A 17830-nucleotide genomic window follows, 5' to 3' on the forward strand; every position below is an offset into this window, starting at 1 on the left:
AACTGCAGATGGGGCGTATCTATGACCGCCCTGTTTTGCACTGCCCACCGATATTCGGACCATCTTCACGGTGATCCCACTGATGAACTGTCGCTAACATATGACGACAGGTTCTTGCGGCGCAAAATGCTGACCTGTGAAAGCGGTATGCAAGTTCTGGTGGATCTGGCACAAACTACCTCTCTGAACCATGGCGGCGCGCTGGTTCTGGACGATGGTCGCCAAGTGAAAATACAGGCCGCACCCGAAGCCCTGCTGGAGGTCACAGCCCCGGACCTGGCGCGTATCGCATGGCATATTGGCAATCGCCATACACCCTGCCAGATCGAAGCCGAACGTCTGCTGATCCAGATCGATCACGTTATCCGCGACATGTTGATGAAAATCGGCGCAACGGTGCGAGAAGTGCGAGAACCCTTCACCCCCGAAGGTGGGGCCTATGGTCATGGCAGGACACATGGCCACGCCCACTGACGCCGATATCCTGACGCTGACTCAATGGCTATCCCCAGCCTATCCAGTAGGCGGCTTTGCCTATTCGCATGGATTGGAGTTCGCTATCGACGCTGGCGCCGTTGCATCTGCGCAGGATGCCAAGGCCTGGATTTGGGATGTGCTGGAACATGGGTCTGGTTGGAACGATGCCTTGTTCCTTTTTGCGGCCTACAACGCGCAAGACGTCGACGCGTTGAACAATATCGATTCGATGGCCCGGGCCTTTTGCGCATCTTACGAACGGGTCATGGAAACCAATTTGCTGGGCCAAGCATTCGGTCAGGTAACAGGGGACGTGTGGGCCGTAGAGCTTACCCAACTCTCCTACCCTGTCGCAGTTGGACGCGCGGCACATTTGCAGGGCCTGCCCGCCCTTCTAACAGCCAAAATGTTTCTACAGGCCTTCGCCAGCACTCTGGTCGCCTGCGCAACGCGGCTGGTGCCTTTGGGTCAGACGGATGCGCAAAGGCTGATCCGTGACCTGACACCGCTCTGTGAACAGATCGCCCAGAATGCACATCTGGCTGGCTTGGACCAGCTGACCTCAACCGCGTTTCTATCAGACATCGCGTCGATGACACATGAAGCCCAATATTCAAGGATGTTTCGCACATGACTCAGATGAATGGCCCTTTGCGGGTCGGGATTGGCGGCCCTGTTGGCGCTGGCAAGACCACTTTGACCGCCGCCCTATCCGAAGCACTGCGTGATGTTTGTTCAATCGGCGTCATCACCAATGACATCTACACTCAGGAAGATGCCGAAGCGCTGATGCGCATGCAGATCTTGCCACAGGATCGGATCATCGGTGTTGAAACAGGTGGTTGTCCGCATACGGCGATCCGTGAGGATGCCTCGATCAATCTGGCGGCCGTTGCCGAAATGCGAACACGTCATCCTGATCTTGACGTGGTTTTGATCGAAAGCGGTGGCGACAATCTTTCAGCCACGTTCAGCCCGGAGCTTGCAGACCTGACCATCTATGTCATCGACGTTGCCGCTGGCGAGGAGATCCCCCGCAAGGGTGGCCCAGCGATTACAAAGTCAGACATCTTGGTGATCAATAAAACCGACCTTGCCCCTCATGTCGGCGCGTCGCTGGACGTGATGGAGCGAGATGCCAATAGAATGCGCAAGGGGCGGCCGTTCTTATTCTCATCACTTCGTCACAGGCAAGGGGTGGACGCGATAGTCGATCTTTTGATGAAGATCGGCGGATTGAGGACAACTGAATCGCAAGATATCTCGCAGCCTGCCTAAACAGGGCTGGCCAGGCTGGGCGAGCGAGAAAACGACTGGCGAAAAAGTAAACACAAATCATCTGAGCGAACGGAGGACAAACCGCCCGGGGCTGCCACTTTGGCGTGGGGAGTTGTATTCAATTTAACATTTCTCCAGTTTGGCCGCCTCTCAGCATTCCGCCTCTAGCTACCTCGACATGACACCCATATCCGTATGGCCCATCAACTTCCGAATAAGATAAGGTATCTTCAAGTCCCGCTCGGCCGTATCCGGGTTCACTTCAGTGGCTGCACACCTTTTCGTACGTGAGAGTATCTTTAACTCGACATCGCCAAATCTAAGAACTGATCCAACTGCGTTCAGCTCAGAAAACGGGGGTAAGCCATCGATCTCTATATTCGCCCGGAAGCGTGCTGCGTGGATTTCTGCGCCCATTTGTTCACCCAATTTTTCCACAGACGGCAGATTTAATACGGATATCGCGTTCATCATTTTGGGCGATACGACAGATACATCTGTAAAGCGATGCGGAGCAGATGAAACGAAACTTGGCGGTTCGGGATCTTTCAAATCGATCTCTGAAGAAAGGAATCTTGCCGCATTCATCCGATCTTCTGGGGCTTGCATATTAAGCTGTGTGTTTTCCCGTTCGCTTTGATCTCAAGATCTTGGGTCTCAATATCAAAACTCGACTTAACGCCTGCCAGTGCAGCCTCATTCAACAGAACAACAAAGCGATCTTTCGGCAGTGGCTGAGGGTTCTGCGCGTCGAAACCGGAGTTGTAGCGCGCGAATCCGAAAAGGCGATCACCCGGAATCCCCTCCCCTTCTCGCAGCGTCACGGTTTGCATGGGCTCGGCACTCAAGCCTTTAACTGGGTAGCGGTTCAATCTGACGATAGAGAGAGTGTTCATACGTCTGCACCTGACCAAATGAGTTATGCACGATCCCGAGTGGTCTGTGCAGTTTGACGCTATCTCTAATCCTCAAAGGTATCGAACAAATAATCTGTGAGAGCTTCACAAGCGGGTTCGCTAAACCGGTTCGCCGCACGCTGGCCGCGATTGTGAGCTGCGCCTATTTTAGTCGAATTGGCCATTTAGTGCCTCACTGCTGAAAATACATGCGCATCATCACAAGCCAAAAAGTTCATTTAAAATCAATGACTACAAAGCGAAATTGACGACCTTCTTTGTTCATTTGAGGTACGAACCTCAAAAAATTCTGGACTTGAGGTGCGTACCTCAAATAGCCTCGGAAGTATGCCGCGATTCGCACATCCTCGATTGACGGCGCAAAAAGGGAGGAATGGATGACTTACACAAAACTGGCCTCGGCCAGCGCAATAGTCCTTGCCGCTACTACTCTTTCTACCAAGGCAAATGCTGAAGATCTGACACTATGTTGGGCTGCATGGGACCCGGCCAACGCGCTTGTTGAGCTATCGAAAGAATTCGAAGCAGATTCCGGCCATACCATGAACTTCGAGTTTGTTCCCTGGCCAAATTTTGCGGACCGGATGCTGAACGAGCTGAACTCTGGAGGTAAGCTCTGCGACCTGCTGATTGGTGACAGCCAATGGATCGGTGGTGGCGCTGAGAATGGTCACTATGTCCAGCTGAACGAGTTCTTTGATGCTGAAGGCATCAGCATGGATGATTTCGCGCCGGCCACTGTTTATGCGTACTCAACCTGGCCTAAGGGCACACCAAACTACTACGCGCTGCCTGCGATGGGCGATGCAAACGGCTGGTTCTATCGCAAGGACTGGTTCGAGAACCCAGACATCCAAGCCGCATACAAAGAGGCGACGGGTCAAGATCTGCGTGAACCGCAGTCTCAGAAAGAGTTGTTGCAGATCGCTCAGTTCTTCCAAGGTCGTGAGATCGACGGCAAGACTGTCTATGGGGCAGCAATCTTCACCGAGCGCGGCTCGGAAGGGATCACCATGGGTGTGACCGGAGCGCTGTATCCTTGGGGCTTCAAATACGAAAACACCCCGGGCTCATATGACATGGAAGGTGCGGTGAACTCACCCGAAGCAGTTGAAGCTCTGGAGTTCTATAAGGAATTCTACGAAACGGCGACGCCTCCGGGATATACCAACTCTTACATGGGTGAAAGCTTGGACGCCTTTAAGTCCGGTCAAGTCGCTATGGCCATGAACTGGTTTGCATTCTTCCCAGGTCTCTATGCCGACCCCAATACCGGCGGTGACAAGATCGACTTCTTTGTGAACCCACCCCAAAATCAGGCAGGTTCAACACTGGGCGGACAAGGTATCTCTGTTGTCAGCTACTCTGACAAACAGGACGCCGCACTTGAGTACATCAAGTGGTTCGCGCAGCCGGAAGTGCAGGCCAAATGGTGGGAGCTTGGCGGATACTCCGCACATAACTCGGTGCTGGAAGATCCTGGTTTCGTAGACAGCCAACCGTTTGCTGGTGACTTCCTTGAAGCAATGGGCGGTGTGCAGGATTTCTGGCAAGAGCCTGCCTATGCAGAGCTTCTGCTGGCGATGCAGAAACGCATCCACGACTACGTGGTTGCTGACCAAGGTACAGCTCAGGAAGCGTTGGATCTTCTGATCGAAGATTGGACGGAAGTCTTCGAAGACGAAGGCAAGCTGTAATCCGGACACAGGCCGGAGCGGGTGCACTCCCGCTCCACCTTCACCCGTGAGTCCTAAACCAACAAGAATTGGCAAAGAGATGTCTGACAGGACCGTAGATCGCGTTGCGCAGGCAACGCCCGAGCGAGTTGCGCGAAAAATCCGGGGATTATCCGACCGCGCGATCGCTTGGATATTCATCTCCCCAACGATATTTCTATTGCTGGCGATCAACATCTTTCCGTTGATCTGGACCATCCAACTGAGCTTTACCAACTACAAAGCCAACCGGATCGGGCGTGAAGTCAAAGATGTCGGGCTCAGGAATTACGAGCGTATCCTGACGGACTCGGACACCTGGCTGAATATGCAGGCAACGGCGCATTTCCTGTTCTGGACGATATTTTTCCAGGTCCTGATTGGGTTCACGCTGGCATGGTTGATCAACAAGAAATTCAAGGGCAACGATCTCTGGACGACGATCATAGTGCTGCCGATGATGCTGTCCCCGGCTGTCGTCGGCAACTTCTGGAAGTTCCTGTATCAACCTCAGATCGGCCTGTTTAACTACATCGTGTCTTGGTTTACCGGCAAGGAGCCGTCTAGCTTTGAAATGCTGGGATCTGTCACGTTGGCCCCGTGGGCGATTGTGATTGTCGACACCTGGATGTGGACACCCTTCGTGATGCTGATCTGTCTGGCCGGATTGCGCAGCATTCCCGACTACATCTACGAGGCGGCTGAGATCGACAGGGCCAGCAAACTGCGGCAGTTCTTTACGATTACCATCCCAATGGTGCTGCCGTTCCTGATGCTCGCTGTGCTGTTTCGGGGGATCGAAAACTTCAAGATGTTCGACCTGGTGGTTCAGCTAACCGGCGGTGGGCCGGGGTCTGTTACGGAACTCACTTCGATCAACCTGAAACGCGAAGCCTTTGAAAAATGGCGTACGGGCTATGCCTCAGCCTATGCGATCATTCTTTTTGTCACCGTGTTCGGCCTTGCGTCGATCTACGTCAAAGCCCTGAACAAGGTGAAACAGAGATGAGCAGTTTTTCCGTCACTGAACCCTCGAACCGGTCCAAGTGGATCGCAGGCTTTCTGGTCATTACTTATGCGCTGATCACAATGATCCCGCTGGTGTGGATATTGCTAACTGGGTTCAAATCCCCTGCCGATGCGATCAGCTACCCGCCTAAAGTCGTCTTTGACCCAACGCTTGAAGGCTACGTCAACCTCTTCACCACGCGCACACGGCAGACGCAGGAGTTTCTGGAAGCGAACCCACCGCAGAACTGGGCTGATGAGATTGTACGCCAGTACGACATGGTGATTGTCGGGCCGTCCAAGTTCGGCGAGCGCTTTATGAATTCGGTTATCATCGGATTTGGCTCAACCTTCCTGAGTATCTTCCTTGGTACGCTCGCCGCCTATGCGTTCAGCAGGTTCAAGGTCCCACTCAAGGACGACCTTCTGTTCTTCATTCTTAGTACAAGGATGATGCCCCCGGTTGCTGTCGCCATCCCGATTTTCCTGATGTTCAGAAACCTCGGCTTAAGCGATACGCATCTCGGGATGATCTTGCTCTACACTGGGGTGAATATTTCCCTGGCGGTCTGGTTGCTGAAAGGGTTCATCGACGAAATCCCAAGAGAGTACGAAGAAGCCGCCCTCATAGATGGCTACACGAGGTTTCAGGCCTTCTACAAAGTTGTGCTGCCGCAGGCCGCCACAGGCATCGCGTCAACTGCCATCTTCTGCCTGATCTTCGCCTGGAATGAGTACGCGTTTGCCGTGCTTCTGACCTCTGCCAACGCGCAGACTGCACCACCGTTCATCCCGACCATTATCGGTATTGGCGGCTTGGACTGGCCCGCAGTGGCAGCCGGCGCAACAATCTTCCTGATCCCCGTCATGATTTTCACCATCCTGATGCGCAAACATTTGCTGCGTGGGATCACATTCGGAGCCGTACGCAAATGAGCGAGTTTCTGACCGGATTACTACGGCTCCGCCGCGGCCCATGGGAGATGGTCGCAACCATCCTTATCGCACTGGGTGTCTTCATGCTGATGCAACCCTTTGTCCTTTGGGCCTTCACATACTCTTTCATCGTCACGCTGATCGGAACCGTCATGTTCATCATCGTCAGCCATTTCCCGGAGTAGAAATGGCCCAGATCGTAGTCAAAAACGTAAAGAAGATGTTCGGCGATTTCACGGCTGTCCGCGAAAGCTCGTTCACGATCGAGGATGGTGAGTTCTTTATGCTGCTGGGCCCGTCCGGTTGCGGAAAAACGACAACGCTGCGGATGATCGCAGGGTTGGAGCTTCCAACCTCGGGTGAAATCTACCTGGACGGTGAAGAAATCAGCCAGCGGCCGCCATCAGAGCGAGACATTGCCTTCGTGTTCCAGATGTTCGCGCTGTATCCGCATATGAACGTGCGTAAGAATATCAGCTACCCCCTGATATCGCAGGGCATGCCGCGTGCCGCTGTCAAAGCCAAAGTCGAAGAAGTCGCGGGAATTCTGGGGATCAAGGATATCCTCGATAGCCCGGTAGGTGGGTTGTCAGGCGGCGACAGGCAGCGCGTGGCGCTGGGTCGCGCGATTGTTCGCGAACCCAAGGCGTTCATGATGGACGAACCTCTTGGTGCCTTGGATGCCGAGTTTCGTGAGCACATGGCCGAAGAGTTGCGCGCGCTTCATGATCGCATGGGCGCAACCACTGTCTACGTCACACATGATCAGCTGGAGGCCATGCAAATGGGCGACAAGATCGTGGTGATGAACAACGCCGTGATCGAACAATTCGGCACGCCGCAGGAAATCTACGACAAGCCAGCTACGATGTTCGTTGCAGATTTCATCGGGTCTCCCTCCATGAACTTCCTGCCGTTTCATGGAAAGGTCGCGCCTGGCTCGGAAATGGTTCGACTGAATGGCCATGACGAGCCCGTGCCCAAACTGATGGAAGGGGCGGAAGGTAACTTGGTTTTCGGCGTTCGCCCCGAGCATGTTTTTCTATCAGACGACAGCGCCTACCGGGCCAAGGTCCTGGCCGCAGAATATCTTGGAACCACCCAGATCGTGACGCTGCAAAGCCCGAACGGAGAGCTGAAAGCCCGGATTGATGCACGCGAAACCGTTAATCCCGGCGAGACGGTAGGATTGGAGTTCCGCTCTCCCGCTGTAACCCTGTTTGAAAAGTCTACCGGGCGCGCGTTGAGGTCCGCTCTGAACGACGAGGTACTAAGCAATGGCTGAAGTCGTGTTGGAGAATATCTCGAAGTCATTTGGCAATGTCAAAGCGGTAGATGATATCTCAATGACGATCCCCAACGGCGCCTTTGTGGTTTTGTTGGGTCCAACGGGTGCGGGGAAAACAACGACTCTGAGATTGATTTCCGGGCTTGAGAAACTGGATTCAGGAACGGTGCGCATTGCCGGGCGTGACGTTGGAATAGATACACCTGCCCAGCGCGATGTGGCGATGGTCTTCCAGCAATACTCGCTGTACCCGCATATGACGGTGCGGGAAAACCTGTCTTTCCCGCTGCGGTCGCCGATCCTAAAGACGCCAGAGGATGAGATCGTCAGGAAGGTTAACGAAGTCTCGGAGATCCTGCAGATCCCACACAAACTGGACAACAAAGCCACCGAACTGTCAGGCGGCGAAATGCAGCGTGTGTCGATCGGACGGGCGCTGGTGCGCGATCCACAGATCTTCCTGATGGACGAACCGCTCAGCTCTTTGGACGCCAAGCTTCGGGCGGATTTGCGGGTGGAGCTAAAGAGGATTCAGGCTGATTTGGGGTCAACCTTGCTCTACGTGACGCATGATCAGGTCGAAGCCATGACAATGGCGACGCATATTGGCGTTTTGGAAAATGGCAGGCTGGTTCAATACGGAACACCCCGGGACATCTATGAAAACCCGGGCAGTGTTTATGTCGCAAGCAGGTTGGGTCTGCCACGGATCAATATCCTGCCGTCCGAGTTGTTCGGAGGCGACCACAAAGGCCCGCAGATCGGCTTGCGCCCGGAAAACATCATCGAAGGCGAAGGAAGCGAGGCGCGCGTGATACGCGCCGAGCATCTGGGCGATCAAACAAGGCTGCACCTGGACTTAAACGGTCACCCGGTTGTGACCTTGATTGATGTCCATCAGGACTACCCATCTGGAAAGATTATAAAAATCCGCCCCAACAACCCGTTGTATTTTGACGCGTCCGGCGCGCGCGTGAATTAAGGAGCAAAAGCATGGCCCAGTTCCTCAACACAAAAGAAACTCTGGTGACAGAGGCGATAGACGGCCTTCTGGCTTCCTCTGGCGGTCAGCTTACCCGGCTGGACGGCTACCCGCATATCAAGGTTGTTTACAGATCGGATTGGGACAAGTCGAAGGTCGCCCTGGTATCTGGCGGAGGGTCTGGTCACGAACCCGCCCATGCCGGTTTCGTTGGCGCCGGTATGTTGACGGCCGCGGTCTGCGGGGAAGTGTTTGCGTCCCCGTCAGTCGAGGCGGTTTTGGCGGGCATTCTTGCGGTCACGGGTGAGGCTGGGTGCTTGCTGATCGTCAAAAACTACACCGGTGACCGGCTGAACTTTGGGCTGGCCGCGGAACGCGCACGAGCTTTGGGCCGCAAGGTCGAGATGGTCGTCGTCGATGATGACATCGCCCTGCCCGACCTGCCGCAACCACGTGGCGTGGCGGGTACGTTGTTCGTACACAAAATAGCTGGGGCGCTTGCCGAAAGCGGTGCCGATTTGGACACAGTCAGCGCCGCAGCGAAACGCACCATTACAAAGGTTGTCAGCATCGGTATGAGCTTGGACACCTGTACCGTTCCGGGATCTCCAAAAGAAGACCGGATCGCACCTGGCAAAGCGGAGCTCGGCTTGGGCATCCACGGCGAACCCGGTGTACAGCAAGTCGAATTCTCAAATGCTGTATCGGCTATGTCCACAGTGGTGGAGAAGCTAAAGCAAAGGTTGGGTGCTGGGGATTGCGTGGCGCTGGTCAACAACCTAGGTTCAACAACTCCGCTAGAAATGGCTGTCCTCACGCATGCGTTGTCCGAAACTGGTATAGCCGACCATATCATTGGCCCAGCACCAATGATGACATCACTGGATATGCACGGGTTTTCTGTTTCTATTCTGCCTGTAGATCAGGACGATTTATCGGCGCTTAAAGCGCCTGTTGATCTGGCGGCTTGGCCCGGTGTCAATTCCATCGATCCAATAAAAGTCGCACCTTTGCCTGACGGCCTAACTCCTATTGATCCAATTCCTTCGAACAATCCCGCCACAAGGGAAACGATCACCCGGTTGTCTGAACTGCTCATCAACGCTGAGAAGAACCTGAACGAGCTGGACGCGAAATCCGGAGATGGCGATACAGGAAGCACATTGGCGACGGCCGCAAGAGCATTGCAAGGTAGCCTCGACCGAATGCCGCTTGCTGACCTGACACAACTGTTTCCGGCGTTGGGCAATGAGTTAAGCCAAACAATGGGTGGTTCTTCCGGCGTGATACTCGCAATCTTCTTCAACGCAGCTGGAGATGCCTGTGCCAGCGGGGCTTCGGTACCGAAGTCTTTGGTCGAAGGTCTGAATCGCGTCAGCCAGGTTGGGGGTGCCAAGGTTGGTGACAGGACAATGATTGACGCTTTGGCCCCTGCCCTTGCCGCACTGTCATCAGGTCTGACACATGCGGCAGAGGCTGCCCGCGAAGGCGCGAACAACACCGCAAATATTCGTCGTGCGAAGGCAGGCCGCGCGGCCTATGTTCCCGAAGAAAACCTAGTTGGATATAACGATCCCGGCGCTGAGGCTGTTGCTTTGTTGTTTGAAGGCTTGGCGCGGGAGATTGAGGGCTGAAGAACACGTGGAAGACCAAAAACAAAAACTAGAATTGGTGAAAAAGCCAACCGTCAACGACCTCGCGCGCGTCGCGGGTGTCAGTCTGGCGACTGTAGACCGGGTCTTGAACAGACGCCCCGGCGTGCGGGCCGTAACTGTACAGAAAGTACAAAAGGCAATTGATGAGCTGGGGTATGTGCGCGACACCGCTGCGGCCAACCTTGCGCGAAACCGTGTTTACAATTTCCTCTTTGTTCTGCCGGACACGGACAACGAGTTTGTGGAGGCGATCAGCAGTCAAATCGCACAACAGTCCCGTGACCAATTTATCGAGCGGACTCGCATTGAAATAAAGAAGGTCGCCCCGTTTGAGCCGCAAGATATCGTCAACATTCTGGATGCTGTGGACAGTTTGGATGTCGACGGAGTCGCCGTTTTCGGACCCGAAACGCCTTCTGTCCGCGATGCAGTAAAAAGGCTCAGAGACAAAGGTGTTCCGGTGGTTGCGTTGGTATCTGACTTGCCCAGTTCTGAGCGAGACCATTTTGTGGGAATCGACAATGTTTCGGCAGGACGAACCGCCGCTCAGTTGATGGGGCGGTTCGTCCATCGCGACGGCAAGGTCTTAGTTCTTACAGGATCCCGTTTGGCGCGTGACCACCTGGAACGTCGCCAAGGCTTTGATATTGTTGTTGCTGAGGAATTTCCGCACCTCCAAGTCGTAGCGTCGGTTGAGGGTCGGGATGACCCGGATCTGATCTACAAGATGATGCCCGAAATCTTTGAAACCTATCCGGATCTGGTCGGAATATACTCGTCAGCAGCGGGAAATGCGGGCCTGGTACAATTTCTTTCAGAGAACAGGTTCAGCAAAGATTTGGTGATCATAGCTCATGAGCTTACGCCGCTCAGTCGTGAGGCGCTTAGGCTTGGAACATTTGACGCCTTAATCTCGCAAGACACCGGGCATATTGTTCGTTCAGCCGTCCGTCTATTGCGCGCAACTTCGGATAAGGTTCCATTCAACAAAGCGCAGGAACGTATCCGTATCGACATCTATCTGAAGGAAAATTTACCGCCGTAGAGGCTTAGGTTTTGGGGAGGAAATTTTATGAAGACGATCAAAGGTCCAGCTTTGTTTCTTGCGCAATTTGCGGGGGACGAAGCACCGTTCAATTCGTGGGACGCGATCACCAAATGGGCGGCTGATTGTGGATACAAGGGCGTTCAAGTTCCCAGTTGGGACGGACGGTTGTTCGACCTCGAGCAGGCCGCGTCCAGCGCGGGTTACTGCGATGACTTCAAAGGAAAAGCCCAAGAAAATGGTGTCGAAGTCACCGAACTTTCAACGCACCTTCAGGGCCAGCTTGTGGCCGTTCACCCGGCCTATGACAGTGCGTTTGATGGTTTTGCCGCCGAAAGCGTTCGTGGCAACCCGAAAGCCCGGCAAGAATGGGCCGTGGATCAGGTCAAAAAGGCACTGTCAGCGTCAAAGAACCTGGGCATTTCGGCGCACGCGACATTCTCAGGCGCGTTGGCATGGCCCTATGTTTACCCCTGGCCGCAGCGTCCTGCGGGCTTAATTGAAACGGCATTTGATGAGCTGGCGCGCCGTTGGGTGCCGATCCTTGATCACGCCGAAGACTGCGGCGTTGATGTCTGCTACGAAATCCACCCCGGAGAAGACCTCCACGATGGTGTGACGTACGAGATGTTTCTGGAACGGACGGGAAATCACCCACGGGCCTGCATGCTATACGACCCGTCGCACTACGTGCTGCAATGCCTCGACTATCTAGACAATATCGACATCTACAGAGACCGGATCCGGATGTTCCATGTGAAAGATGCCGAATTTAACCCGACCGGGCGGCAGGGTGTCTATTCCGGGTATCAAAGCTGGGTCGATCGGGCCGGGCGGTTCCGTTCACTGGGCGATGGTCAGGTGGATTTCGGGGCTGTGTTTTCAAAAATGGCCGCGAATGACTTTGATGGCTGGGCTGTGGTCGAATGGGAATGCTGTCTCAAACACCCCGAGGATGGTGCGCGTGAAGGCGCTCAGTTCGTGTCAGATCACATCATCCGTGTGACCAAAAAAGCTTTTGATGATTTCGCTGATGGTGGCGCAGACGAAGCCGCCAATCGTAAAATGCTGGGGATTGAGTGATGGTCACAGGACGCAGTGAAGAAACCTCAGGACGCATTCGCCTTGGCATGGTTGGCGGCGGAAACGACGCCTTCATAGGCGGCGTTCATCGCATAGCCGCGCGATTGGACGACAAGTTCGAGCTAGTTGCCGGTGCGTTGTCTTCGACGCCCGAAAAATCCATTGAAAGTGGGCAGGCGTTGGGACTCGAACGAGTCTATGAAGACTTCAAGCAAATGGCCATAAGGGAAGCACGGCTGAAATCTGGGATCGAGGCGGTCTCAATCGTCACGCCAAATCACGTCCACTATGCCGCCGCGCGCGAGTTCCTGAAACGCGGGATTCATGTCATTTGTGACAAGCCACTCACCTCGACTCTCGCCGATGCAAAAAAGCTGGTCAAAGCAGCAGAAAGCGCGAATGCCCTATTCATTTTGACCCATAATTACACGGGCTATCCGATGGTTCGGCAGGCGCGTGAAATGGTTGCCAACGGCGAAATTGGCAAGATTCGTGTGGTTCAGGTTGAGTACCCGCAGGACTGGCTGACCGAGCAACAAGATTTCAAACAGGCGGAGTGGCGCACCGACCCCGAACGCTCGGGCGCGGGTGGATCAACCGGTGATATCGGGACTCATGCTTACAACCTCGCTTGCTTTGTAACCGGGCTGACCGCGGAAAGCCTTGCGGCGGACTTGCAGGCCTTTGTGCCGGGGCGCAAAGTCGATGACAACGCCCACGTATTGCTTCGCTTCGAAGGTGGAGCGCGGGGTATGCTGTGGTCGTCTCAGGTGGCTCCCGGAAATGAAAACGCACTTCGGTTGCGGGTCTACGGTGAAAAAGGTGGGCTAGAGTGGGCCCAGGAAGATCCCAATTACCTTTGGTTCACACCATACAAGGAACCCAAGCGCCTGATCACCCGAAATGGAGCGGGAGCCGGTGACGCTGCCAATAGGTTGAGCAGAGTCCCTCCGGGCCATCCCGAGGGATATCTTGAAGGTTTCGCCAATATCTATGGAGAGGCTGCTGAGGCGATCCAAGCTTTCCGAAATGGGATTTCACCTGACGCATCCGTTGCTTATCCAACGGTTCATGACGGGCTCAATGGCGTTAAGTTTGTAGCTGCATGTGTGCAAAGCTCTTCAAGGAATGCGGCTTGGGTCAGCTTAACTTGAAATCTGGCGTTGGGCATGGGGCAAACATCTCAGAAGGCCGCGTGGGTAACTGCCAAAAATCGAAGCGCGCACAACCTATATATGAACACTCCGGAACAACGAACCGCGAACGTTACTGAAGCGGTTTTATTTGAAGCGATCTCTGGTTGAGTGTACTACTAATCACTGCTTGTAGTGATCCGCCTCTTAAGTCACTGCTCCCTTGCTTTCATAGACGCGATCCAACATCCAGACCGGCTGCGTTTTCGGTCGACCAAGCCGAATGCGGCTTGAAACAAATAAACCACATGGAAGGTGACGTGCAGCAACGAAACTACATGAAAGGCCGATAAAATCGCTCATCACAAACGTAAACGGGCGCGCACCGTATCTCGGATCGGCTACTCAGCACGAGGGCTCGAGCATCGACTGTCGGAAGGTCCAGACACCGTACATTGGCTGGAGAGCTGGCCGTGATGGCATGACAAGCTGTTTCATACGAGACCCGCGCGACGAAGAACCAAGTCCCTGTAGAGGCAAGTTGTCAAAGGGGCTGATCTTGACAACATCAATCGGCCCGATGGGCGCAAACCACATAGACATTACTGGTAAACAGATCGGGCGGCACATATGCGCCGCCCAGCATCAACTCACATCAACTAGGTGCGGACAGCCGGTCATACTCTTCTGTCCTCATGATCACATAAGCACGTGCATTCTCAGCTCGGATGTAAACAGGACCGCGTGCAACCGCATCGGCCAGTCCGGTCAACAACACCATGCCGATCTGGGCAAAGATGTCGCTCGTCAGAAACGGGAAATAGGCGATGGGTATAAGCGCCCCAAGCAAGGCGAAAACGGCTGATGTGATGATCGACAGGGGCAGATCGATGCTTTCGTCGACCATTACAATCATCCGCGCTACCACGAAAGCTTACAAAACCTCACGCCCGCTGACGTCTACTTCGGACGCGGTCAGACCATTCTAGAACAACGAGAAGGGATTAAACGAAAAACCATCGAAACCCGGCGCTTGCTTCACCGCAAATCCGCCGCATAACCAATCCAACCAGATGAGCCACATTCTCTCTTAGATCAGAGCGCCATCTGTCCCAAATCTCTGACGACGGACAATCTCAGCCAAATGCAGCGATAGAGAGCAGCGCGGACAAGGACAAATAAGCCCAAATTTCATTGGTGTATCAATTGTTCTGTGCAAAACAGCTTGACTGGGGTGGCTCCGTTACTGAAGTCCTCCGACTGATGCCATTGGTCAAGATTTTGAAAATCGGCCAGCCGACTTTGGGTAGGTCAACCAGCCACGATTGTAAACGTAAAGCCCCAGCGCCGTGTGACCTACTATTCGGCGCGTCGTAGCTCGTAGCTTCCAGCCGCGTGGCTCGAACCAAAGGACAGATAGTCGATCGACATAACATCACCGGCCACGTCACCATAAATGACTGTCCCAAGCTTGGTCCCAATCACGAACTCATTATCCTTCCGGAAAAGGCCAACAAAATGTAAAACTTCGTCGTCCACCTTGTCGCCAACAATCATTTGGAACTCAAAGTATCCGCGGAAGGTATCTTCCTCGGTATCTGTTACAACGAGTTTTACACCGTCATGTGTCTCCTCAACAATAAATGGGATACCTTCGCCTTCTATGTGCACTTCGGAAACCGCCTCCCAACTGCCGAGGATATTATGCCTATCATCGCTTGCTGATGCGAACCCTGGAATGCCAATCACAACCACAAATGTAGTCGCTGCCCGAACAGCTTTGTGCTTAAAAAGCACGAGTGTTGGCAAAAGCATATTGCGAATTGCTTTCATCACTGGGGAGTCTCCTGTTTCTCATTTGGTTGGCCGTAGATTGATCCATCGCTACTCATAGAGCTATGCAGAGCAATGCAAGTCAATGCCGATTGTGAAAGCACCTCCCTTATGAGCAGGGAGCAACAAAGCCAGTGCTACAGGAACAAAAAAATTTGTAGAACTTGGCATAGGCTGCGCTGAGAGGATTGAGGCACTTAGCCTAGACACGATGGGAGGTGTTTATTGGGTTTACCAAGCAGTTGTCATGCAACCGAGATTGATCGGGTTCGCGAGTGCTGTGTCGCGGCCGTAAACTACCTATTGGCGCATCAAGAAGCAGACGGCGCTTGGCGGGACTTCCAACTTTGGGTGGGTGCTTCTGGTCCCTGGCTAACGGCCGTGGTAGGTCGAGCGCTTGTTGAGCCGCGTTCCTCAGTTTCGCTAAGCAATGATCATCCCTCGATGCTCCGCGCGCGGGACTGGTTGCGAAAGGTTGAGAAACTACCCCAGGGAGGGTGGGGCTTCGCCGAAGATACACATGTTGATGCGGACAGTACGGCATTTGTAATATTGTTCCTGTCACAGTGGCATAACTTGGACAAAAAGCGGCTCGCCGAACTGCTTCGAACATTTTTGAAAGATACGGGTGGGGCGTCATGCTTTCGTGACTTTGACACGGTCCCCACAGCTTGGAAACAGAGCCATCCTGATGTGTCGGCTGTTGTTGGACTCGCGTTTGATCGTTTGGATGATCAAATCAATGCCGAGGCTTCTAAAAATTATTGTTTGCTTAGTCTTGAAACAAATGGCCCTGCTGCCAGTCATTTTTGGAGATCAGCCGTATACACGCCAGCGATGACAGCATTCCTATTGTCGCAAACGGGAGATTCTCGCCAAGGTCAATTTGAGAGTGTTCCCTACAGCTACACGTCTGGGTTGGAAATTGCGCTTTCGTTACAGCTTGCTGTGCAAGCTGGTTCGTCATTCGATGTTCTGACTGAGCGCCTGTTGGATGCACAGTTAGAGGATGGATCTTGGCCAGCCAGCTGTCAGATGAGCAATCCGACGATAGATCGGCCTTGGACGCAGCCTGATGCAGATGGCAGCTACACGCAGCGGTTTGCAGATCACAAACGGTTGTACGCGACAGCGCAATCGCTTTTTGCCTTGTCTTATGCGCTGGAGCGAATGGAAGGCCACTGACCTGCGTGATGTGCTGTTGGTATTTTCGGCGCTTACTTCCTTGCGCACACCTATCAACATGGCTACCGTCAATACTTGGGCATGTTTGGAAAATTGCAGTAGGAAAAACCATGGAAAACGATGAAGATTTCGGCCTTAAAATGGGGCAAATTGTGGCGAGATGCTGGGTTGATGAAGAGTTCAAGCAACGCTTGATGTCTTCAACCGAAACGGTCTTGTCCGAATACGACATCAAAGTGCCTGAGGGCGTTGATTTCAATATTGTGGAAAACACCGATAACAGCCGGTACTTCATTTTGCCAAACTCCCCCGAAGAAATGGCATCCGGCACAAACCTGTCGCAAGTGTACGGCGCGAACTCGTGGCCAGCTTCGAAGTAAGTTCTTCCGCCATCGAATGAGCGCAGACGTGTTCAAGCTATCCAAAGAAGACAGAGAGCGCTTCATTCAGGATGGAGCAGTTTGCCTGCGATCCGTATTGTCGCCAGACTGGATCGACCACCTGAAAATCGGCATTGCGGAATCTACCGCGGATCCGAGTCCATTCTTCAAAACCAAGACTCAACCGACCGAGATGGGTCGGTTCGTAAAGGAAACGTTCGCAAGTACGGTGCGCGATAGCTTCCGACAAGTGATCCTGAAATCCGACTTGTCGCACATAGCTGCCGCGTTCATGGGGCATCCACAAGTCCGGTTTGTCTATGATACGTGGCTGTCAAAGTACCCGGGAACCGCGCGTCGAACACTATGGCATCAAGATCACGGTATCGATGGTCAATGTCTGATCATTTGGGTTGCTCTCGATCCGGTTCCAAAAGGATCGGGGCTTGAAGTCCTGCGCGGCACGCATCGCAGCGGCGCCTGTTACTACAGAGGCAAATTCGCCAATGTGATCGAAAACGCGGCGTTGGCGGGACAGATAGATATGGAAGATTCCGGCGGGCGTCGCCTTCTGCCTATGTCTGAGATCGAAAGCAACCTGGACAAGTACGAGATATTGTCGTGGGAGATGAACCCAGGTGATTGCATCGTGCTTGACTGTTATGCGGTTCACGGCGCCGGAGGGAATTTCAGTACGTCAGTCATACGTCGGTATTCAACTAGGTGGATGGAGCCAAAGGCCCGGATGGCGCCGCATGGCGCGGCAATTGGTGACTATGTTGTGTCAGAGGATGCAGATGTCCCCTTGCATCGGGTGGACGACACGCAGTTCGACGATGAAACCTATCCGCTCTTGCCAGTTCTAGACAAAGGTTAGCCAGCCAAAGATCAATCGATCGGTGGCTAAAGTTTTGG

At 53.7% G+C, this 17830-nt stretch carries 20 protein-coding genes and 1 pseudogene; 17 read left to right on the forward strand and 4 right to left on the reverse strand.

Annotated features, from left to right (window positions below):
* Nucleotides 1-21: 21 nt before the first annotated feature.
* Genes ACR0EL_RS10045 through ureG form a run of 3 tightly spaced genes read left to right on the forward strand, consistent with a single transcriptional unit; the run spans nucleotide 22 to nucleotide 1755 of the window.
* Complete coding sequence (locus ACR0EL_RS10045; RefSeq protein ID WP_480499702.1) at nucleotides 22-474, forward strand: urease accessory protein UreE; 453 nt, start codon at nucleotides 22-24, stop codon at nucleotides 472-474.
* Nucleotides 458-1111 carry an urease accessory protein UreF gene (locus ACR0EL_RS10050; protein ID WP_480499703.1) on the forward strand — a complete coding sequence of 218 codons (654 nt, stop codon included), beginning with the start codon at nucleotides 458-460 and terminating at the stop codon, nucleotides 1109-1111. Before ACR0EL_RS10045 ends, ACR0EL_RS10050 begins: the two co-directional genes overlap by 17 nt.
* The gene (gene ureG, locus ACR0EL_RS10055; protein ID WP_480499704.1) at nucleotides 1108-1755 is read left to right on the forward strand and encodes an urease accessory protein UreG; all 648 of its coding nucleotides are present in this window, start codon (nucleotides 1108-1110) and stop codon (nucleotides 1753-1755) included. The genes ACR0EL_RS10050 and ureG overlap by 4 nt, the downstream gene beginning before the upstream one ends.
* 168 nt (nucleotides 1756-1923) lie before the next feature.
* On the opposite strand, the gene ACR0EL_RS10060 is transcribed toward ureG, so the two are convergent.
* Nucleotides 1924-2343 (reverse strand): MOSC domain-containing protein, encoded by a 420-nt coding sequence (locus tag ACR0EL_RS10060; RefSeq protein ID WP_480499705.1) that lies wholly within the window; start codon nucleotides 2341-2343, stop codon nucleotides 1924-1926.
* The gene (locus tag ACR0EL_RS10065; protein WP_480499707.1) at nucleotides 2340-2651 is read right to left on the reverse strand and encodes a hypothetical protein; all 312 of its coding nucleotides are present in this window, start codon (nucleotides 2649-2651) and stop codon (nucleotides 2340-2342) included. The genes ACR0EL_RS10060 and ACR0EL_RS10065 overlap by 4 nt, the downstream gene beginning before the upstream one ends.
* A gap of 398 nt (nucleotides 2652-3049) precedes the next feature.
* On the opposite strand from ACR0EL_RS10065, the gene ACR0EL_RS10070 reads away from it, so the two are divergent.
* The 10 genes from ACR0EL_RS10070 to ACR0EL_RS10115 all read left to right on the forward strand — a co-directional run bounded on the left by ACR0EL_RS10070 (nucleotide 3050) and on the right by ACR0EL_RS10115 (nucleotide 13538).
* The gene (locus ACR0EL_RS10070) at nucleotides 3050-4369 is read left to right on the forward strand and encodes an ABC transporter substrate-binding protein (protein ID WP_480499708.1); all 1320 of its coding nucleotides are present in this window, start codon (nucleotides 3050-3052) and stop codon (nucleotides 4367-4369) included.
* Nucleotides 4370-4448: 79 nt separating this feature from the next.
* Entirely contained in the window at nucleotides 4449-5396 is a 948-nt protein-coding gene (locus ACR0EL_RS10075; RefSeq protein WP_170436750.1) for a carbohydrate ABC transporter permease, read from the forward strand.
* Nucleotides 5393-6331, forward strand: coding sequence for a carbohydrate ABC transporter permease (locus tag ACR0EL_RS10080; RefSeq protein WP_010442361.1), 939 nt, complete (start codon nucleotides 5393-5395; stop codon nucleotides 6329-6331). The genes ACR0EL_RS10075 and ACR0EL_RS10080 overlap by 4 nt, the downstream gene beginning before the upstream one ends.
* The gene (locus tag ACR0EL_RS10085; RefSeq protein WP_155150119.1) at nucleotides 6328-6516 is read left to right on the forward strand and encodes a hypothetical protein; all 189 of its coding nucleotides are present in this window, start codon (nucleotides 6328-6330) and stop codon (nucleotides 6514-6516) included. Before ACR0EL_RS10080 ends, ACR0EL_RS10085 begins: the two co-directional genes overlap by 4 nt.
* Nucleotides 6517-6518: 2 nt before the next feature.
* Nucleotides 6519-7616 carry an ABC transporter ATP-binding protein gene (locus ACR0EL_RS10090; protein WP_480499709.1) on the forward strand — a complete coding sequence of 366 codons (1098 nt, stop codon included), beginning with the start codon at nucleotides 6519-6521 and terminating at the stop codon, nucleotides 7614-7616.
* Complete coding sequence (locus ACR0EL_RS10095; RefSeq protein ID WP_480499710.1) at nucleotides 7609-8601, forward strand: ABC transporter ATP-binding protein; 993 nt, start codon at nucleotides 7609-7611, stop codon at nucleotides 8599-8601. The genes ACR0EL_RS10090 and ACR0EL_RS10095 overlap by 8 nt, the downstream gene beginning before the upstream one ends.
* Nucleotides 8602-8612: 11 nt before the next feature.
* The gene (locus ACR0EL_RS10100) at nucleotides 8613-10235 is read left to right on the forward strand and encodes a dihydroxyacetone kinase subunit DhaK (RefSeq protein ID WP_480499711.1); all 1623 of its coding nucleotides are present in this window, start codon (nucleotides 8613-8615) and stop codon (nucleotides 10233-10235) included.
* A 7-nt stretch (nucleotides 10236-10242) separates the two neighbouring features.
* Nucleotides 10243-11301, forward strand: a complete 1059-nt coding sequence (locus ACR0EL_RS10105) for a LacI family DNA-binding transcriptional regulator (protein ID WP_480499712.1) — start codon at nucleotides 10243-10245, stop codon at nucleotides 11299-11301.
* A gap of 27 nt (nucleotides 11302-11328) precedes the next feature.
* Nucleotides 11329-12384, forward strand: a complete 1056-nt coding sequence (locus ACR0EL_RS10110; RefSeq protein WP_480499713.1) for a sugar phosphate isomerase/epimerase family protein — start codon at nucleotides 11329-11331, stop codon at nucleotides 12382-12384.
* On the forward strand, nucleotides 12384-13538 hold the full coding sequence (locus ACR0EL_RS10115) for a Gfo/Idh/MocA family protein (RefSeq protein ID WP_480499714.1): 1155 nt from the start codon (nucleotides 12384-12386) through the stop codon (nucleotides 13536-13538). Before ACR0EL_RS10110 ends, ACR0EL_RS10115 begins: the two co-directional genes overlap by 1 nt.
* 634 nt (nucleotides 13539-14172) lie before the next feature.
* On the opposite strand, the gene ACR0EL_RS10120 is transcribed toward ACR0EL_RS10115, so the two are convergent.
* Nucleotides 14173-14424: a hypothetical protein gene (locus ACR0EL_RS10120; protein ID WP_480499715.1), complete on the reverse strand. Its 252-nt coding sequence runs from the start codon at nucleotides 14422-14424 to the stop codon at nucleotides 14173-14175.
* Here ACR0EL_RS10120 and ACR0EL_RS10125 point away from each other — a divergent pair.
* Nucleotides 14401-14577, forward strand: a pseudogene (locus ACR0EL_RS10125) (IS3 family transposase); the annotation flags it as partial. The gene ACR0EL_RS10120 and the pseudogene ACR0EL_RS10125 sit on opposite strands and share 24 nt — an antisense overlap.
* A 299-nt stretch (nucleotides 14578-14876) precedes the next feature.
* Here the strand turns inward: ACR0EL_RS10125 and ACR0EL_RS10130 are convergent.
* A complete protein-coding gene (locus tag ACR0EL_RS10130; protein WP_480499716.1) occupies nucleotides 14877-15350 on the reverse strand; it encodes a hypothetical protein in 474 nt (157 codons plus the stop codon).
* A gap of 444 nt (nucleotides 15351-15794) precedes the next feature.
* Here ACR0EL_RS10130 and ACR0EL_RS10135 point away from each other — a divergent pair, with 444 nt between their 5' ends.
* From ACR0EL_RS10135 to ACR0EL_RS10145, 3 genes are all read left to right on the forward strand, one after another.
* Nucleotides 15795-16535: a prenyltransferase/squalene oxidase repeat-containing protein gene (locus tag ACR0EL_RS10135; protein ID WP_480499717.1), complete on the forward strand. Its 741-nt coding sequence runs from the start codon at nucleotides 15795-15797 to the stop codon at nucleotides 16533-16535.
* 110 nt (nucleotides 16536-16645) lie between these two features.
* Nucleotides 16646-16915 carry an NHLP leader peptide family RiPP precursor gene (locus ACR0EL_RS10140; RefSeq protein ID WP_480499719.1) on the forward strand — a complete coding sequence of 90 codons (270 nt, stop codon included), beginning with the start codon at nucleotides 16646-16648 and terminating at the stop codon, nucleotides 16913-16915.
* Nucleotides 16916-16943: 28 nt separating this feature from the next.
* Nucleotides 16944-17792, forward strand: a complete 849-nt coding sequence (locus tag ACR0EL_RS10145; RefSeq protein WP_480499720.1) for a phytanoyl-CoA dioxygenase family protein — start codon at nucleotides 16944-16946, stop codon at nucleotides 17790-17792.
* Nucleotides 17793-17830 lie beyond the last annotated feature (38 nt).

The organism is Ruegeria sp. AH12 (assembly GCF_056541465.1).

What these genes read in the sequence shown, in the direction of transcription:
- ACR0EL_RS10045 (WP_480499702.1), top strand. Translation starts at nt 22, where the DNA reads ATGACCGCCCTGTTTTGCACTGCCCACCGATATTCGGACCATCTTCAC.
- ACR0EL_RS10050 (WP_480499703.1), top strand. Translation starts at nt 458, where the DNA reads ATGGCCACGCCCACTGACGCCGATATCCTGACGCTGACTCAATGGCTA.
- ureG (WP_480499704.1), top strand. Translation starts at nt 1,108, where the DNA reads ATGACTCAGATGAATGGCCCTTTGCGGGTCGGGATTGGCGGCCCTGTT.
- ACR0EL_RS10060 (WP_480499705.1), bottom strand. Translation starts at nt 2,343, where the DNA reads ATGAATGCGGCAAGATTCCTTTCTTCAGAGATCGATTTGAAAGATCCC.
- ACR0EL_RS10065 (WP_480499707.1), bottom strand. Translation starts at nt 2,651, where the DNA reads ATGAACACTCTCTCTATCGTCAGATTGAACCGCTACCCAGTTAAAGGC.
- ACR0EL_RS10070 (WP_480499708.1), top strand. Translation starts at nt 3,050, where the DNA reads ATGACTTACACAAAACTGGCCTCGGCCAGCGCAATAGTCCTTGCCGCT.
- ACR0EL_RS10075 (WP_170436750.1), top strand. Translation starts at nt 4,449, where the DNA reads ATGTCTGACAGGACCGTAGATCGCGTTGCGCAGGCAACGCCCGAGCGA.
- ACR0EL_RS10080 (WP_010442361.1), top strand. Translation starts at nt 5,393, where the DNA reads ATGAGCAGTTTTTCCGTCACTGAACCCTCGAACCGGTCCAAGTGGATC.
- ACR0EL_RS10085 (WP_155150119.1), top strand. Translation starts at nt 6,328, where the DNA reads ATGAGCGAGTTTCTGACCGGATTACTACGGCTCCGCCGCGGCCCATGG.
- ACR0EL_RS10090 (WP_480499709.1), top strand. Translation starts at nt 6,519, where the DNA reads ATGGCCCAGATCGTAGTCAAAAACGTAAAGAAGATGTTCGGCGATTTC.
- ACR0EL_RS10095 (WP_480499710.1), top strand. Translation starts at nt 7,609, where the DNA reads ATGGCTGAAGTCGTGTTGGAGAATATCTCGAAGTCATTTGGCAATGTC.
- ACR0EL_RS10100 (WP_480499711.1), top strand. Translation starts at nt 8,613, where the DNA reads ATGGCCCAGTTCCTCAACACAAAAGAAACTCTGGTGACAGAGGCGATA.
- ACR0EL_RS10110 (WP_480499713.1), top strand. Translation starts at nt 11,329, where the DNA reads ATGAAGACGATCAAAGGTCCAGCTTTGTTTCTTGCGCAATTTGCGGGG.
- ACR0EL_RS10115 (WP_480499714.1), top strand. Translation starts at nt 12,384, where the DNA reads ATGGTCACAGGACGCAGTGAAGAAACCTCAGGACGCATTCGCCTTGGC.
- ACR0EL_RS10120 (WP_480499715.1), bottom strand. Translation starts at nt 14,424, where the DNA reads ATGGTCGACGAAAGCATCGATCTGCCCCTGTCGATCATCACATCAGCC.
- ACR0EL_RS10130 (WP_480499716.1), bottom strand. Translation starts at nt 15,350, where the DNA reads ATGAAAGCAATTCGCAATATGCTTTTGCCAACACTCGTGCTTTTTAAG.
- ACR0EL_RS10135 (WP_480499717.1), top strand. Translation starts at nt 15,795, where the DNA reads ATGCTCCGCGCGCGGGACTGGTTGCGAAAGGTTGAGAAACTACCCCAG.
- ACR0EL_RS10140 (WP_480499719.1), top strand. Translation starts at nt 16,646, where the DNA reads ATGGAAAACGATGAAGATTTCGGCCTTAAAATGGGGCAAATTGTGGCG.